The following is a 17297-nucleotide window of genomic DNA, read 5'->3' on the forward strand; positions in this document are numbered from 1 at the left end:
CTCAACCCATCTCGAGACGCGACCTGCCTGAAATCCTCGCGTCGCGGCGCCTGGCATACCCCTAGAAACGAACAGGGGCGCCTCTGCGAGAGAGGCGCCCCTACAACAAGAACCATCACCAGGTAACAGGAAGCTCCCGCAGCGAGTAGACGATCGCGCCGTCGCGGAAGCGCAGTTCGTCGGCCGGTTTCGCCAACGCCAGAGTCGGGATGCGGGTGATCAACGTCAGCAGCGCGACCTGAAGCTCCACCCTGGACAGGAACTTCGCGATGCAGCTGTGGATGCCGTGCCCGAACGCCAGCGGCGTCGAGTCCTTGCGCGTGATGTCCAGCGTGTCGGCGTCCGCGTAGACCGACTCGTCGCGGTCGGCGGAGGACAGCAGCGCGATGATGCCCTCCCCCGCCTTGATCGGCTGGCCCGCGATCTCCAGGTCCACTTTGGCCACCCGGCCCACCCCGCACTGCATCACGTTCTGGTGCCGCAACAACTCCTCCACGGCACCGACGATCAGATCCGGGTTCTCGCGCAGCTTCACCAGCTGCTCGGGATGCTCCAGCAACGTCAGGATGCTCAACGCGATCGACGACGCCGTGGTGTCGTAGCCGGCCGACAGCAACATCATGCCGATGACGACTGCCTCTTCGCGTTTCAGCTCGCCCGCCGCCATCTGGTTCGAGACGAGCCGGCCGAGCACGTCGTCGGTGGGCTCCTTCTCCTTCTGAGCGACCAGCTTCGTCAGATAGCCGAAAAGGGCACCGGCCGCGGCGTTGCGGTGGGCCTGCGACGACGTGGTCTCGACCAGGGTGTTGATCCACCGGCCGAACGCCAGGCGGTCCTTGTAGGGCACGCCGAGCAGCTCGCACACCACGGTCAACGGGATCGGGCGCGCGAAGTGCGTCACCAGGTCGACCGGCTGCGGCAGCTTCAGGATCGCGTCGATCCGCTCGTCCACCAGCTTCTGCGCCGACGGACGGACCTCCTCCGCCTTCTTCTTGGTGAACATCGACATGATCATGCGCCGGTACCGGGTGTGGTCCGGCGGGTCGACCGTCACGAACGCGCCCGGCTGCGGGTCGACCGGGAACAGGTACCGCGGGTAGCCGGGGTTCATCACCTCCGCGGAGAACCGTTCCGTGTCGGCGAGAAGTGCGCGCACGTCCGCGTACCTGGCCACCAGCCACGCCGTGTCGCCCGCCGGTGTCGTCACCTTCTGCACCGGCCGGTCGGCCCTCAGCCGCGCGTACTCCGGCGGCAGGTCCAGCGGCCGGTGGGGGTCGCGGGCGAACGGGAACGGGCACGCCGAGGCAGGCGCGAGTGCTTCTTCCGTCATCGCGGGAACCTTCGCTAGGAGGTGCGGAACCGGTTGATCGCGCCGAGGTTTCTGTCCCGTAGCTCGTGGTCCAGCACACCGAGGCCTTCCGAGGGCGCCAGGCACAGGACGCCGACCTTGCCCTGGTGGGCGTTGCGGTGCACGTCGAACGCCGCCTGGCCGGTCTCGTCCAGCGAGTACACCTTGGACAGCGTCGGGTGGATCTTCCCCTTGGCCACCAGCCGGTTGGCCTCCCACGCCTCGCGGTAGTTGGCGAAGTGCGAGGAGATGATCGACTTCAGGTTCATCCACAGGTACCGGTTGTCGTACTGGTGCAGGTAACCGGACGTGGAGGCGCAGGTGACGATCTTGCCGCCCTTGCGCGCGACGAAGACCGAAGCACCGAACGTCTCCCGGCCGGGGTGCTCGAACACGATGTCCGGATCGTCACCGCCGGTCAGCTCACGGATGCGCGCGCCGAACCGCTTCCACTCGCGCGGATCCTGCGTGTGCTCGTCCTTCCAGAACCGGTACCCCTCGGCGGACCGGTCGATGATCAGCTCGGCGCCCATCGCGCGGCAGAGCTCGGCCTTGTCCGGCGACGACACGACGCAGATCGGCGTCGCGCCACCGTTCAGCGCGAACTGCGTGGCGTACGAACCGAGACCGCCGGACGCGCCCCAGATCAGGACCGTGTCGCCCTGCTTCATGTTGCCGCCGTTGACCGACACGAGCTGCCGGTACGCGGTGGAGTTCACCAGACCGGGAGAGGCGGCCTCCTCCCACGTCAGGTGCTCGGGCTTCGGCATCAGCTGGTTCGCCTTCACCAGCGCCAGGTCGGCCAGACCGCCGAAGTTCGTCTCGAAGCCCCAGATCCGCTGCTGCGGGTCCAGCATCGTGTCGTTGTGGCCGTCCGGGCGCTCCAGCGGCACGTCCAGACAGTGCGCGACGACCCGATCGCCCGGCTTCCACACCGTCACACCGGGGCCCACGCGCAGCACGACACCGGCGAGGTCGGACCCCACCACGTGGTACGGCAGCGCGTGCCGGCCGCCCAGCCGGCGCAGGAACCCGAACGTCGACACCGGCTCGAAGATCGAGGTCCACACGGTGTTGTAGTTGATCGCGGACGCCATCACGGCCACCAGCGCCTCACCCGGCGCGAGCTCCGGCGTCGCGACCTCGCGGACCTTCAACGACCGCCGCGGGTCCTTGTCACGGGAAGCCAGGCCCGCGAACATCTCCGCGTCGGCCTCCTCCACGACCACGGCCCGGTAGCTCTCCGGCACCGGTAACGCCTCGAAGTCCCGCGCCACCGCGTCGTCCGATTCGATAGCGCTGAGGATCTCGCTCATGCCCTAGACGGTAGGAGAGCGAACGCTAGGGAATGCCCAGAAGAAACTGCGGTCTGCTGGTCCGTGTGCTCGTCAGATTCCTGAACCACCACCTCCGGCCGTACCGGGGAACACTTCTGCTCCTGGTGGTGCTGCAGCTGGTCCAGACGGCCGCGACGCTGCTGCTGCCCACGCTCAACGCGCAGATCATCGACAACGGTGTGCTGCGTGGCGACGCCGGCTACATCTGGGGCACCGGCCTGGCCATGCTCGGCGTGGCCGCGGTGCAGATCCTCACCGCGAGCGGCGCGATGCTGCTGGGCTCCCGCGCGTCCGCGGGCCTCGGCCGGGACCTGCGGCAGAAGGTGTTCGGCAAGGTCATGAGCCTGTCGGCACGCGAGGTCGACCAGATCGGCGCGCCGTCGCTGATCACCAGGACGGTCAACGACGTCGGACAGGTCCAGAGCATCGTGCTCACCACCGCCGACGTCGCCGTGTCGGCGATCATCATGTGCGTCGGCGGCGTCGTTCTCGCGCTGGTCCAGGACGTGCCGGTGGCCACGATCCTGATCGCGCTGGTGGTGATCGTGATCGCCGGGCTCGCGCTGATGCTCAAGCGGCTCTCGCCGTTCTACGAGGCCATGCAGCGGTTCCTGGACCGCATCAACCACCTGCTGCGCGAGCAGATCACCGGCGTGCGGGTGATCCGGGCGTTCGTCCGCGACCCGCACGAACGCGGCCGCTTCGACGCCACCAACCGCGACCTCTACCGCACGACGCTGCGGGTCGGGCGGATCATGGCCGCGCTGCCGGTGATGGTCATGACCGTGATGAACGGGCTGACCGTCGCGATCATCTGGCTCTCCGGCCACCGCATCGACGACGGCACCATGCAGCTCGGCGCGCTGCTCGCCCTGCTGTCCTACGTCACGCTGATCATCGTCGCGATCATCATGGCCATGCTGGTGTTCACCGAGGCCCCGCGCGCCGCGGTGTCCGCGGGCCGCGTGAACGAGGTGCTGCGGGCGCGGTCCAGCATCACCGCGCCGAAGAACCCCGTCACCAGCATGAGAACGCGCGGCCATCTGGAGTTGCGCGGCGCCACGTTCGGCTACCCCGGCGCCGAGAAACCGGTGCTGCGGGACGTCAGCCTCGTCGCACGGCCCGGCGAGACCGTCGCGATCCTCGGCAGCACCGGCAGCGGCAAGTCCACGCTGCTCTCCCTGGCGCTGCGGCTGCACGACGTCACCAGCGGCCAGGTGCTGGTCAACGGCGTGGACATCCGCGACCTCGACCCGTTGGCCCTGCACAAAACCATCGGTTACGTGCCGCAGAAAGCACATCTGTTCAGCGGAACGATCGCGTCGAACCTCCGCTACGGCAAGGAAGACGCGGCCGACGACGAACTGTGGCACGCGCTGGAGATCGCGCAGGCGGGCGAGTTCGTCCGCCCGCTCGGCCTCGACGCGCCGATCACCCAGGGCGGCTCGAACGTCTCAGGTGGACAGCGGCAACGCCTCGCCATCGCGCGGACCTTGGTGCGACGGCCCGAGATCTACCTGCTCGACGACTGCTTCTCCGCACTCGACCTGGGCACCGAGGCCCGGCTGCGCGCCGCACTGGCCCAGGAGCTCGGCCACGCCACCATCCTGCTGGTCACCCAGCGGATCAGCACCGTCGAGGCCGCGTCGCACGTCGTCGTGCTGGAGGACGGCCAGGTCGTCGGCTCCGGCACGCACGCCGAGCTGATCGGCACCAACCAGACCTACCGGGAGATCGCCGGTTCCCAGCCCGTGGGAGGGGCGCTCCGATGACGCTGCTCGCCGATCCGCCCGCCCCGGCCGAGGTCGAGGACCACCGCGAACCGCGCACCACCAGGCGGTTGTTCGGGCTTCTGCTGCCCTACCGCAACAAGCTGACCCTGATCGGGCTGCTGTCGGTCGTGTCCATCGGCCTCAACCTGCTCGGCCCGATCCTGCTCGGCCGCGCCACCGACCTCATCTTCACCGGCCTGGTCAGCCGCACCCTGCCCGCCGGCGCCACCGAGGAGCAGATCCTCGCCCAGTTGCGCGACCAGGGCAAGGACACCCTCGCCAACGTCATCAGCACCGTCACCGTCATCCCCGGCCAGGGCGTCGACTTCCCCGCACTCGGCCGGCTGCTGCTGCTCATCCTCGGCCTGTACCTCATCGGGTCGCTCAGCATGCTCGTGCAGGGCCGGCTCGTCACCAACATCGTCCAGCACGCCGTCCACCGGCTGCGCGAGGACATCGACGCGAAGCTGACCCGGCTTCCGCTGGCCTACTTCGACCGCAACCCGCGCGGCGAGATCCTCTCCCGCGTCTCCAACGACGTCGACAACCTGCAGCGGACCGTGCAGCTGTCGATCGGCCAGATGCTCACGTCCGTGGTCAGCGTCGTCGGCGTGCTGGCGATCATGCTGGTGATCTCCGTCCAGCTGGCCGTGCTCGTGCTGGTCTGCGTGCCGCTCGCGCTCGTGCTCGCCGCGTGGATCTCCAAGCGCGCCATGCCGAAGTTCGCGCAGCAGTGGCAGTCGACCGGCGCCCTCAACGCCCACGTCGAGGAGATGTACAGCGGGCACGCGCTGATCACCGCGTTCGGCCGCCAGGAACACGCGGCGCGGGAGTTCGCCGAGCGCAACGAGATCATGTACCGGTCATCGTTCAGCGCCCAGGCCATCTCCGGCCTGATCGGGCCCGCGACCCGGTTCATCACCGACCTCAACTACGTGCTCGTCGCGGTGGTCGGGGCGCTGCGGGTGGCGACCGGCAGCGTGTCGATCGGTGACGTGCAGGCGTTCATCCAGTACTCCGGCATGTTCTCCCGGCCGATCATCGACGTCGCGAACTTCTCCGGCCAGCTGCAGTCCGGCATCGCGTCCGCCCAGCGGGTGTTCGAACTGCTGGACGAACCCGAGCAGGCACCGGAGCCCGCCGAACCCGCGACCGTCTCCCCGGTCCGCGGCCACGTCGAGTTCCGCGGCGTCTCCTTCCGCTACGAGCCGGAGAAACCGCTGATCGACGACCTGTCGCTGACCGCCTCCCCCGGCCGGCTCGTCGCCATCGTCGGGCCCACCGGTGCCGGCAAGACCACTCTCGGCAACCTGCTGCTGCGGTTCTACGACCTCGACGGCGGCCGGATCCTGCTGGACGGCACCGACATCACGCAGCTGACCCGCGAGGACCTGCGGTCGGCCATCGGGCTGGTCTCGCAGGACACGTGGCTGTTCGAGGGCACGATCGCCGAGAACATCGCCTACGGACGGCCCGGCGCGACCCGTGCCGAGATCGTCGAAGCCGCCCAGGCCATGTGCGTGGACCGGTTCGTGCGGGCACTGCCCGACGGCTACGACACCGTGCTCGACGAGGAGCACGGCGGCCTCTCCGCCGGCGAACGGCAGCTCATCACCCTGGCGCGCGCTTTCCTCGCCCAGCCCGCGATCCTGCTGCTGGACGAGGCCACGTCGTCGATCGACACCCGCACCGAGGTGCTGATCCAGCAGGCGATGGCGTCGTTGCGGGCCGGCCGCACGAGCTTCGTGATCGCGCACCGGCTCTCGACGGTCCGCAACGCCGACCTGATCGTCGTGATGGACCGCGGCGCGGTGGTGGAACGCGGCACGCACGAGGAACTGATGGCGGCCAACGGGTTCTACGCCCGGCTGTACTCGGCCTGAAATCGGTGGCCGCCGGGAAGAGGGCCGTGTCACGCTGCGCCACATGACCGCTCCGCGCATCGACACGCCCCTCGGCCCGGTGACGTTCACCGTGCGGTCCGATGTGGGCGAGGAGGTGGTCGTCGGCCCGGCCGGACCCGTGCTGCCCGACCACTACCCGCCGGTGACCCTGTGGACCGCGACGTGGCGGTTCCCCGCCGGCCGGGCGGTGAACGGGTTCGAGGTCGTGGCGGGCCTGACGGTGACCGCGCCGGACGTCGACGGCGGAGCGGATCCCGGTGCGAGCGTCCACGCGGTCACGTTCGAGAACCCGTCCGCGGTGGTGTCGATCGGCGGGCCGATCGAGGAACACCTGCTCGCGAAGTCCGGCCTGGAGAGCAGCGTGTGCTACTTCGACGACCTCACCCTGATGTGGCAGCTACCGGGGTTCGTGCCCTCCCGCGACGTCCAGCTCGCCCTCGCGGTGGCCTGGGGCGAGCCCAGCGATCTCCCAGCGACGTGGTGGGCGGTCGACCTGCCGTAACGGCGATCAGCCCAGCACGAACGGGATCGCCAGGTCGCCCAGCTCGGCGCGCTCCGCTTCGGTCGGAGCGCGCCTGCCCGTTCCCACCAGCAGCACGTCGGCGTCCGCCCACGACGAGGGGAACGGCCCGGCGAGCTGCTCCAGCATCTCCCGGCACCGGGCGAGCGCCGAGGCGGGCGGACCGGAAGCCGCCGGCAGGTGCATCACCAGGTCCAGGTGGTGCAGCGTCCACTCCCACACGTACGCGCCCAGGTAGCCGGACGTGCACAGCACCATGTCCTGCGTGCTGACCTTCAACGTCGGATCGGCCAGCTGCGCGGCTCGCAACGCCGCCTGCCCCACGTCGTCGACGTGGTGTTTCAGCATCCACGGCTCGCCGTAGGCCGCGGCCAGCCGGACCGTCAACGCGGCCAGCGGATCGTCGGACGGCGAAGCGGAGACCTTCCAGTACGTCACGGCGTCGTGCGTGACCGGGTCCGCGGTGGGTGTCACCAACGTGATCAGCACGTCCTGCGCGTCGATCACCAGGTGGCACACCAGATCCCGCACCAGCCAGCCGGCGCAGCCCGACGGCCGCTCGAAGTCGGCGTCCGTCAGCTCGCCGACCGCCCCCAGCAGCTCCCCCAGCGCGAGCGAAAAAAGATCCACAACCGCCAAGCTACAGCGGTTGTGGATCCCGGGCAGATGGATCTACCAGCTGGCGGCGGCCAGCAGGTCGCCGTACTCGTGCTCGGTGGCGACGTGCTTGAGGTCGGCCTCCACCATCATCTTCATCAGCGACGAGAAGTCGACCTCGGGCTTCCAGCCGAGCTCGCCGCGCACGCGGGTGGTGTCGGCGCACAGGATCTCGACCTCGGCCGGGCGCACCAGCACCGGGTCGATGTAGACGTAGTCCTCCCAGTTGAGGCCGACGTGCTCGAACGCCAGGCGCACGGCGTCGCGCACCGAGTGCATCTCGCCGGTGCCGACGACGTAGTCCTCCGGCTCGTCCTGCTGCAGCATCAGGTGCATGGCCCGCACGTAGTCGCCCGCGAAACCCCAGTCGCGCAACGCGTCCAGGTTGCCCAGCGCCAGCTTGTCCTGCAGGCCCTGCGCGATCTTCGCGACGCCGAGCGAGATCTTGCGGGTCACGAACTCCGCGCCGCGGCGCGGCGACTCGTGGTTGAACAGGATGCCGCCGACCGCGTACATGCCGAACGACTCGCGGTAGTTGCGGGTGATGAAGTGGCCGTAGGCCTTCGCCACGCCGTAGGGGCTGCGGGGGTGGAAGATCGTCGTCTCGCGCTGCGGCGTCTCGGCGGCCTTGCCGTACATCTCCGACGACGACGCCTGGTAGAAGCGGATGTCGCGGCCGGAGGTGCCGTTGTTGCGGCTGCTGGACAGGCCCGAGACGATGCGGATCGCCTCCAGCACGCGCAGCACGCCCATGGCGTTGACCTCGGTCACGAGCTCGGCCTGCTGCCACGACATCGGCACGAACGAGATGGCGCCGAGGTTGTACACCTCGTCGGGCTGCACCAGGTCCACAGCGGACACCAGCGACGCCTGGTCCATCAGGTCACCGTCCACGAAGGACAGTTCGGACATCAGCCGCGACACCCGCATCTTGCGCGGGTTCGCCTGTCCCCTCATCAGCCCCCAGACCTGGTAGCCCTGCTTGAGCAGGTGCTCGGCGAGGTACGACCCGTCCTGCCCGGTGATCCCGGTGATCAGTGCCCGCTTGGTCATCCCGTTTCCTCTCATCACCTTCTACCAAGGTCCGACACGGGACGGACCTGAATCCCTTGCCAAATTAGGGGTCCGGGCACTAGGGGATTCGCCGGAAACGACGGCGGCGACCGCACTTCTGTTGTCGGAAAGAAAGAAATGGCCACCGGCGAACACGTGCAACGAGAAAGCGCCGGTCGTGCGTTCCCGCCACCGTCCGACCTCGTCCACCGAGGCCTTCGGGTCGGCGTCACCGGTCAGCGCCGTCACCGGGCACGCCAGCGCCGGCCCCGGACGGTACCGGTAGGTCTCCGCGGCCCGGTAGTCGGCGCGGATCGCCGGCAGCACCATCCGCACCAGCTCCTCGTCGTCGAACACCCGCGCGTTCGTGCCCGCGAGCCGCCGCACCTCGGCGATCAGGCCCGCGTCGTCGCGCAGGTGCACGCGGTCGTCCCGGACGATCTGGGGAGCACGGCGGCCGGAGACGAACAGGTGGTCGGGCTCCGCGCGCAAAGCCACCTCGAACGCGATCATCGCGCCCATGCTGTGCCCGAACAGGTGCAGCGGCCGGTCACGGGCCAGCAGCGGTGCGATCCGGTCCGCGAGCACCCGGATGTCGTCGACCAACGGCTCCGACCTGCGGTCCTGCCGTCCCGGGTACTGGACGGCGACCAGCTGGCACCGTCCGGAGAAGGCGTGCGCGAACGGCCGGTACCAGCTCGCCGCGCCGCCCGCGTGCGGGAAGCACACCAGCCGGGGAGCGCCGGGAGGTGCCTCGCAGAACGTCCGGAACCACAGACCGCTGTCCACGAGGCCGATGCAATCACCGTTCGAGCTGAGGAAACGCCTGGAAGCGGTTAGGTTGGACGGCATGGGCAAGTCCCCGGCTGTGGAGCTCGAGGTGGAGGACCGCGTCGTGCGGATCTCCAACCCCGACCGCGTCTACTTTCCCGCACGCGGCGAGACGAAACTGGACCTCGCGAACTACTACCTGTCCGTCGGTGACGGAATCGTCCGCGCGCTGCGGGAACGGCCGTGCATGCTGCACCGCTTCCCCGAGGGCGTGACCGGCGAGAAAGTGCACCAGAAAAGGCTTCCGCACGGCGCGCCACCGTGGGTGCGAACCGTGCGCGTGCATTTTCCGCGCTACAACCGCCACGCGGACGAACTGTGCGTCACGCACATCGCCGACGTGATCTGGGCCGTGCAGATGTCCACTGTGGAGTTCCACCCGTGGAACTCCCGGGCCGCGGACACCGAGAAGCCCGACGAGTGGCGCATCGACCTCGACCCCGGCCCCACCTGCCCGTTCGACCGGGTCCGAAGGGTCGCGGGCGTCGTCGAGGAGGTGCTCGCGGAACTGGGCGCGACGGGGTTCCCCAAGACCTCCGGCAGCAAGGGCCTGCACGTCTACGTGCGGATCAAGCCCGACCACGGCTTCCAGGACGTGCGCAAGGCGGCACTGGCGTTCGCGCACGAGGTCGAACGACGCGCGCCCGACGACGTGGAGACCACGTGGTGGCGCAAGGACCGCGACCCGGCGCTGGTGTTCGTCGACTACAACCAGAACACCCGCGACCGCACGATCGCGAGCGCCTACTCGGTGCGCGGCTTCCCCGAGGCCACCGTGTCCACGCCGATCCGCTGGGACGAGATCGCGGACGTCGACCCGCGCGAGTTCACCATCGCCACCGTGCCGAAGCGCTACGCCGAGCTGGGCGACCTGCACGCCGGCATCGACGACGCCGTCTGGTCGATCGAGCCGCTGCTGGAGTGGGCCGCCCGCGACGAACTCGAGGTGCCCGATGAGCAGTAGCCCGATCAAGTTCTCCAGCCTGGACCAGCCGCTGTTCGGCGGCACGGTCAAGGCCGACCTGGTGGACTACCTGGACTTCGTGGCCGACCGGTTCGTGCCGGTGCTGGCGGGCAGGCCGCTGTCGGTGTGGCGGATTCTGCGCGGCCAGGACCCGTTCATGCAGAAGAACGTCCCCAAGTACACGCCCGACTACGTCAAGACAGTCGAGGTGTGGGCGGAGGCGTCGCATCGGAAGATCAGGTACGCGCTGTGCGACGACAAGCAGACGCTGATGTGGTTCGCGAACCAGCGCGCGGTCGAGTACCACGTGCCGTTGTTCCTCGGTGACCACCAGACGCACATGGTCCTCGACATCGACCCGCCGGAGGGCGCCGGGTTCGACGTGGTGGTCGAGTCGGCGTTCCTGATCAGGGAAGCCCTGGCGAACGCCGGTCTCGAAGGCGCGGTCAAGACCAGCGGCGCCAAGGGCGTGCACATCTTCGTGCCGCTGGACAAGCACGACCCGGACGACGTCGCGGCGGCCACGCGGGCGGTGGCGGCACGGGCCGAGAAGCTCGACCCCGAACTCGCCACCACCGCCTACATCCGCGCCGAACGCGGCGGGAAGGTGTTCCTCGACTCGACCAGGGCCTGGGGTGCCACGGTCGTCGCCGCCTACAGCCCGCGCCTGCGCGAAGGCCTGCCGATCTCGTTCCCGCTGCCGTGGGACGACCTGCGCGGCGTCACCCCGGCCGACTTCACCGTCCGGACCAGGTTCGACGGCGACCCGTGGACCGAGCTGATGCCACCACCCCAGCAGCTGCCGGAGGACCTGATCGCCGAGGGTCACACCATCCCGGTCGCCCGCGTCGTCGCCATGCACGAGGGCAAACGCCGCAAGCGCGAACAGTCCTGATCAGCCGCCGGCCTTCCGCACCTCCACCGCGAGGTCGCCGCCCGTCGTGACCACCAGCGAGTCGGCCAGCGTCTCGTTCATCACGAACGTCTCGTGCACGCGCAACGCGGCGACGACCTCGTCCGGTGCCGCGACGGTCACCTCGACGCGGTCGGACACCTCGAACCCGCTGTCCCGGCGAGCCTGCTGCACGACGCGCACGACGTCCCGCGCGAGGCCCTCGGCCGCGAGCTCCGGCGTGATGCCGGTGTTCAGCGCGACGGACACGCCCTGCTGCGACTCGACGACCCAGCCGGTGCGCGGCACCTCGGTGACGATCACCTCGGAGGCGTCCAGCGAGATCGGCTCACCGTCGAGCAGCACCGTCGCCGTGCCACCGGAGCGCAGCTGGGCGACGACGTCCCGCGGATCGGCCTGCAGCACCGCGTTCGCCGCCTGCTGGGTCCGCTTGCCGAACCGCTTGCCCAGCACCCGGAAGTTGGGCTTCACGGTCACGTCGACCGCCTCGTCCGCCGCCGACATCGGTTCCAGCCGCTTGATGTTGAGCTCGGCGGCGATGTCGTCGAGCAACTCCGCGGACAGCTCGCTACCGGTCGGCAGGCCGACCAGCGCCCGGCTCAGCGGCTGACGCACCCGCACGGCACTCGCCTTGCGCGCGGCACGACCGGCCTCGGTGACCGCGCGGGCCAGCGCGACCTGGTCCGAGAGCACCGGGTCGATCAGCCCCAGGTCGGCCTCCGGCCACGTCGCGAGGTGCACCGACTCGGGCAGGGCCGCGTCGCCTGGCCGGACCACGCCACGCCACACCTCCTCGGTGATGAACGGGACGAACGGCGCGAGCAGGCGCGTCACCACGTTCAGGCACTCGTGCAACGTCACCAGCGCGTTCTGCTCGCCCGCCCAGAAGCGCTGGCGGGACCGGCGCACGTACCAGTTCGACAGGTCGTCGACGTAGGCGGACAGCATCCGGCCGGCCCCCGCGGTGTCGTAGTTCTCCAGCGCCGCGTCGACGTCGCGCGCCAGCCGGTGGGTCTCCGACAGCACCCACCGGTCGAGCACGTGCCGCTCCCCCACCGGATCGGCGCGCTCGGGCGTCCACGGCGCGAGGCTCGCGTACAGGCTGAAGAACGACGCGGTGTTCCAGTACGTCAGCAGGATCCGGCGGGCGATGTCGTCCAGCGGCCCCGGCCCGACCCGGCGCGACGACCACGGCGAGCCCGAGCAGGTCATGAACCAGCGCAACGCGTCGGCGCCGTGCGTGTCCATGAGCGGGATCGGCTCCAGGATGTTGCCGAGGTGCTTGCTCATCTTCCGGCCGTCCTCGGCCATGATGTGACCCAGGCACACGACGTTCTCGTAGGCGGACCGGTCGAACACCAGCGTGCCGACCGCCATGAGCGTGTAGAACCAGCCCCGCGTCTGGTCGATCGCCTCGGCGATGTACTGCGCGGGATAGCTGCGCTCGAACTCCTCCACGCTGCCCGGCAGGTGGGGATACCCGAGCTGCGCGAACGGCATCGAGCCCGAGTCGAACCAGGCGTCGATCACCTCGGGCACCCGCACCGCCCGCTCCCCGCACTCCGGGCAGGCGAAGGTGATCTCGTCGAGGTACGGCCGGTGCGGATCCAAAGTGGACAGATCCGTGCCCGTGAGCGAACCGAGCTCCGCCCGTGACCCGACCGCGGTCACGTGGGCGTTCCCGCAGCGCCACAACGGCAACGGCGTGCCCCAGTACCGGGAGCGCGACAGCGCCCAGTCGACGTTGTTGTCCAGCCAGTCGCCGAACCGGCCGTGCTTGATGTGCTCCGGGTACCAGTTGGTCCGCTCGTTCTCCCGCGCCAGCGCCTCCCGCACCTCGGTGGTCCGGATGTACCAGGAGAGCTGCGCGTAGTACATCAACGGCGTGTGGCAACGCCAGCAGTGCGGATACGGGTGCTCGTAACGCTCGTAGCGGTACAGCAGTCCGCGTGCTTCGAGGTCCTCGACGAGCACCGCGTCGGCGTCCTTGAAGAAGATCCCGCCGACCAGCGGCACCTCGTCGAGGAAGCGCCCGTTGCCCGCGACGGGGTTCACCACGGGCAGCCCGTTCGCCCGGCACACCGCGAGGTCCTCCGCGCCGAACGCCGGCGCCTGGTGCACCAGACCCGTTCCGTCGGACGTCGTCACGTAGTCCGCGAGCACCACGAGATGCGCGCCGGGGATGTCGACGAGGTCGAACGGCCTGCGGTAGCGGCGGCCCGCGAGGTCGGTGCCCGGCATCGCCGCGAGCCGCTCGGCGTCCGGTCCCAGCACCGCCTCCACCAGCGGTTCGGCCACCACGAACACACCACGTCCGGTGCGCGCGACCACGTAGGTGACGTCCGGGTGGACGGCGACCGCGGTGTTCGACACGAGCGTCCACGGCGTGGTCGTCCACACCAGCAGCTCCGCCTGGTGCCCGGCGAGCGGTTCGAGCAGCGGGAACCGGACGTGCACCGACGGGTCGGCGACGGTCTCGTAGCCCTGGGCGACCTCGTGGTCGGACAACGTGGTGCCGCACCGGGTGCAGTAGGGCGCGACCCGGTGGTCCTCGAACAACCGGCCGTCGGTGAAGATCTTCTTGAGCGCCCACCACACGCTGTCCACGTACTCGGGCGACATGGTGCGGTACGGGTCGGCGAGGTCGATCCAGTAGCCCATCCGCTCGGTCAGCGCCTCGAACTCGTCGACGTGCCGCTGCACCGAGATCCGGCACTGCTCGTTGAACTCGGCGATGCCGACCTTCTCGATGTCCGGCTTGCCGTTGATGCCGAGCTGCCTCTCCACGGCGAGCTCGACGGGCAGCCCGTGGCAGTCCCACCCGGCCCGGCGGGGCACCGAGTAGCCCTTCATGGTCCGGTAACGCGGGAACACGTCCTTGAAGACGCGGGCCTCGACGTGATGGGTGCCCGGCGAGCCGTTCGCGGTGGGCGGTCCCTCGTAGAACACCCAGCGCGGACCGTCCGCGGTGCGGTCGAGGCTGCGCTGGAAGATGCCGTTGTCCCGCCACCAGGCGATCACGCGCCGGTCCAGCTCCGGCAGGTCGAGCTTCGGGGACACCGCGGTGAACGGCGAGTTGTCGGTCATGGGCCCGCTTCCTGTTGCAGCAGTTCGTTCTCGCACGGACGGCGAACCGCCCACGCGGGGACGAAGCGACAGGCTCCGCGGTACCACCCCGCTTGTGCTCGCGGCGGCGAGCACCTCTCGACAACGGCTGTGACGGGCTCCCCGTCCGGTTCTACTGAGGCCGAGGCCCGTTCTTCCGGAAGCTCCCCGGTGATGGCCGGATCAACGCCTGGTGGCGCGGAGCGTAGCGCACCGGCGTGATCGCTGTCGGTTGGTTTTACGAGGGGTCGGATCCCCGCCAGGCCGCCCACCACAGGCCCAGCGCGGCCGCCACCACCGTCGCGGTGATCCACCCGGTGAAGCCGCTGCCGTCCACATAGGCCCAGAACAGGCCCACCACCGGCGAGGGCATCAGGAACACCGCGTCCACCCGCAACTGGGCGAGCAGGCCGCGCGGCGCGCGCGTCTCGGGATCGGGCTGCGCGGGGTTGTCGGTGCGCCGGCCCCGCGGATGTTTCGTCACCGGCCGCCCGGACGGGTAGATCGTCACGCCGTTCACCACGGCGACCCGGCCACCCCGCAGCTCGACGTCCACCGGCGACGGCAGCGTCACGAGCACCGGGTCGTAGTAGACGGGCAGCCAGCGCTCCACCGGACCGTCGATCTCCAGCCACGACCGCACCATCAGCCCGGACTGCAACCTGATCCGCCGCACGGACGCGGTGGAGGCGGCGGCACGCGCACACCGCACGGCCAGGAACACCCGCACCAGACCGGCGAACACCACCAGCAGTGCCACGGCGACCGAGAACGTCACGCCGCCGAGCGCGCGATCGGTCTGCAGCAACAGGTCCGCACCGGGGATCACGGCACGGGAGGGGTTCGCGGGATCGAACGCCACCTGCGTCTGCTTGCCCACGACCCGGTCGCCGTCCTCGTAGGGCACGCGCGCCGAGCCCGACGGCCACCGCACCTCGACCGCGCCAGCGGAGTAGGAGACGACGCTGCCGACCTCGCGGGAGGTCATGGACGACAACAGCGCGCGATCGTCCGAATAGGACAGCCACGACAGCACGGCGATCACGAGGCAGACGAACAACACGATCGCCGTGGCGAGAACACCGTGGCGCAGCGCACGAACCCGGAAACGCGGCAAGGCAGGCTCCAAACAGAAACGAACGGCCCGGCGGGAGACCCGCCGGGCCGTTCATCAGTTAACTACATCAGGAGGTGAAGCCCATGTGGATGTAGTCGTACGGGCGGTTCGCGTACGCGACGGCACCGAAGTTCGCCACGTTGCTCTTCACCGCGACCGCGCCGGGCAGCTGGTAGAGCGGCAGCTGGTGGCCGATCTCCCAGATCTTCTTGTCGGCCTCGTTGGTGATGGCGGCGCGCTTGGCGTCGTCGAGCTCACCGTTGGCCTGGTCGAGCAGCTTGTTGATCTCGTCCGAGCCGATGTGGCCGTAGTTCTGGTTGGTGCTGGACGGGTCGAGGTAGTAGATGCCCTTGCCGTCCGAGATCGGCGTGGCCGAGGCCAGCCAGCGGAAGCCGGTCATGTCGAAGTTGCCGACGTTGACGTACTGCTTGAAGAAGTCGGTCGACGGCACGGCCTGGATGTCGACCTTGGCGCCGACCTCCTTCAGCTGCGACTGAACGAGCTTCGCGATCTGGTCGGACACGGGGTTCGGCGTCGGGATGACGTAGCGGACGACGAGCTCCTTGCCGTCCTTCTTCCGGGTCTCGCCGTCGAGCTTCCAGCCCAGCTCGTCGAGCTGCTTCTTCGCGGCTTCCTTGTCGAAGGACGCGATGGACGAGTTGTCCTTGTACTCCTTCGTGCCGAGCAGGAAGAAGTGGTTACCGGTGACCTGCGCGTCGCCCTTGAGCATCTGGCCGAGCAGTGCGCGCGTGATGGTCTTGGTGTCGATACCGCGCATCAGCGCGACGCGGAGCTTCGGGTCCTTGAGGATCGAGGAGTCCGCGCCGTTGAACGTGATGTGCGAGTAGTCCGGCGTGATCGCCTGACGGATGCTGACACCCTGCATCGCCTTCGCCTTGGCGAAGTTGTCGACGCTCGAACCGATGTCGAAGTAGTCGATCTGGCCGTTGGCGAGCGCGTCCGCGAGAGCGGGGCGGTCGACCTGGCGGAAGGTGATCTTCTCGAGCTTCGGCTTCTCACCCCACCACGCGTCGTCGCGGACGACGGTGACGGTCTTGGCGGTGAGGTCGATCGTGCCGATCTTGAACGGACCGGCGGTCACCTTCGGCTTGTCCGCCCAGCCCTTGTTGAACTCCTCGACCGAGGAGGACATGGACTTCGGGTAGAGGGGCGAGAACATGCCCCTCCACTCGGCGAACTTCTTCTTGAACGTCACCTTGACGTCCTGGTCGGTCGCGCCCTTCTCGACCTTCTCGATGTCCTCGTAGCCGGTGGTGCCGGCGACCTCGTAGGCCTTGTCGGCGCCGCTGAGCGACTTCCACATGGCCTCGAAGTCCTGCCAGGACAGCGGGTTGCCGTCCGACCACTTCGCCTTCGGGTTGATCTTGAACTCGAGGACCTCGGGGTCGGTGGAGGCGAGCTTCGCGTCCTCCAGGTAGTCCTTGTTGACCTCGATCGTCGAGTCGGCCTTCTGCGTGAACAGGTTCGGCATGACCGTGTCGATCATGCGACGGCCGTCGGCGTTGGTGCCGTCGAGCTGGTTGTAGTTCCAGTTGTCCGGCAGCTGGTCGACCGGCCAGCGGAACTCGCCGCCGTCCTTGACCTTGGAGGCGTCCTGCGGGTTGATGTCCGCCTGACCCACCGTGTTCTCCGCGCCCTTCAGGCCGGAGTCAGTCTTGCTGGGCCCCCCACACGCGGTAAGCGTGAGGGCGACCGCGACCAGCGCGGTCACTCCCACCTTGGTACGTCGACTCACTGTCGTGAACCTCCCTCGTG

At 69.1% G+C, this 17297-nt stretch carries 13 protein-coding genes; 5 read left to right on the plus strand and 8 right to left on the minus strand.

From position 1 onward, the window contains the following. Window positions 1-115: 115 nt before the first annotated feature. Together ACWEIJ_RS07130 and ccrA are read right to left on the minus strand one after the other, a co-directional pair. Window positions 116-1330, minus strand: a complete 1215-nt coding sequence (locus tag ACWEIJ_RS07130; RefSeq protein ID WP_449836256.1) for a cytochrome P450 — start codon at window positions 1328-1330, stop codon at window positions 116-118. Window positions 1331-1344: 14 nt separating this feature from the next. Then, on the minus strand, window positions 1345-2664 hold the full coding sequence (ccrA, locus tag ACWEIJ_RS07135) for a crotonyl-CoA carboxylase/reductase (protein WP_449836257.1): 1320 nt from the start codon (window positions 2662-2664) through the stop codon (window positions 1345-1347). Between the two features lie 65 nt (window positions 2665-2729). Here ccrA and ACWEIJ_RS07140 point away from each other — a divergent pair, with 65 nt between their 5' ends. Genes ACWEIJ_RS07140 through ACWEIJ_RS07150 form a run of 3 tightly spaced genes read left to right on the plus strand, consistent with a single transcriptional unit; the run spans window position 2730 to window position 6863 of the window. After that, the gene (locus ACWEIJ_RS07140; RefSeq protein ID WP_449836258.1) at window positions 2730-4457 is read left to right on the plus strand and encodes an ABC transporter ATP-binding protein; all 1728 of its coding nucleotides are present in this window, start codon (window positions 2730-2732) and stop codon (window positions 4455-4457) included. Beyond that, complete coding sequence (locus ACWEIJ_RS07145; protein ID WP_449836259.1) at window positions 4454-6340, plus strand: ABC transporter ATP-binding protein; 1887 nt, start codon at window positions 4454-4456, stop codon at window positions 6338-6340. Before ACWEIJ_RS07140 ends, ACWEIJ_RS07145 begins: the two co-directional genes overlap by 4 nt. 43 nt (window positions 6341-6383) lie before the next feature. Then, complete coding sequence (locus ACWEIJ_RS07150; protein WP_449836260.1) at window positions 6384-6863, plus strand: hypothetical protein; 480 nt, start codon at window positions 6384-6386, stop codon at window positions 6861-6863. A 6-nt stretch (window positions 6864-6869) separates the two neighbouring features. On the opposite strand, the gene ACWEIJ_RS07155 is transcribed toward ACWEIJ_RS07150, so the two are convergent. Genes ACWEIJ_RS07155 through ACWEIJ_RS07165 form a run of 3 tightly spaced genes read right to left on the minus strand, consistent with a single transcriptional unit; the run spans window position 6870 to window position 9380 of the window. After that, window positions 6870-7511, minus strand: coding sequence for a maleylpyruvate isomerase N-terminal domain-containing protein (locus tag ACWEIJ_RS07155; protein ID WP_449836261.1), 642 nt, complete (start codon window positions 7509-7511; stop codon window positions 6870-6872). 42 nt (window positions 7512-7553) lie between these two features. Then, on the minus strand, window positions 7554-8591 hold the full coding sequence (locus ACWEIJ_RS07160) for a GDP-mannose 4,6-dehydratase (RefSeq protein WP_449836262.1): 1038 nt from the start codon (window positions 8589-8591) through the stop codon (window positions 7554-7556). A 21-nt stretch (window positions 8592-8612) separates the two neighbouring features. Continuing rightward, window positions 8613-9380, minus strand: coding sequence for a thioesterase II family protein (locus ACWEIJ_RS07165; protein ID WP_449836263.1), 768 nt, complete (start codon window positions 9378-9380; stop codon window positions 8613-8615). A gap of 61 nt (window positions 9381-9441) precedes the next feature. Between ACWEIJ_RS07165 and ligD the strand changes: the two genes are divergently transcribed. Both ligD and ACWEIJ_RS07175 read left to right on the plus strand, forming a co-directional pair. After that, entirely contained in the window at window positions 9442-10386 is a 945-nt protein-coding gene (gene ligD / locus ACWEIJ_RS07170; protein ID WP_449836264.1) for a non-homologous end-joining DNA ligase, read from the plus strand. After that, the gene (locus tag ACWEIJ_RS07175) at window positions 10376-11281 is read left to right on the plus strand and encodes a DNA polymerase domain-containing protein (protein ID WP_449836265.1); all 906 of its coding nucleotides are present in this window, start codon (window positions 10376-10378) and stop codon (window positions 11279-11281) included. The genes ligD and ACWEIJ_RS07175 overlap by 11 nt, the downstream gene beginning before the upstream one ends. Here ACWEIJ_RS07175 and ileS read toward each other — a convergent pair whose 3' ends face one another. The 3 genes from ileS to ACWEIJ_RS07190 all read right to left on the minus strand — a co-directional run bounded on the left by ileS (window position 11282) and on the right by ACWEIJ_RS07190 (window position 17277). Continuing rightward, entirely contained in the window at window positions 11282-14386 is a 3105-nt protein-coding gene (ileS, locus tag ACWEIJ_RS07180; RefSeq protein WP_449836266.1) for an isoleucine--tRNA ligase, read from the minus strand. Window positions 14387-14642: 256 nt separating this feature from the next. After that, entirely contained in the window at window positions 14643-15521 is an 879-nt protein-coding gene (locus ACWEIJ_RS07185; RefSeq protein ID WP_449836267.1) for a hypothetical protein, read from the minus strand. Between the two features lie 67 nt (window positions 15522-15588). Beyond that, a complete protein-coding gene (locus ACWEIJ_RS07190) occupies window positions 15589-17277 on the minus strand; it encodes an ABC transporter family substrate-binding protein (protein WP_449836268.1) in 1689 nt (562 codons plus the stop codon). Between the last annotated feature and the right edge of the window lie 20 nt (window positions 17278-17297).

It is taken from the genome of Lentzea sp. NPDC004789, from assembly GCF_053601075.1.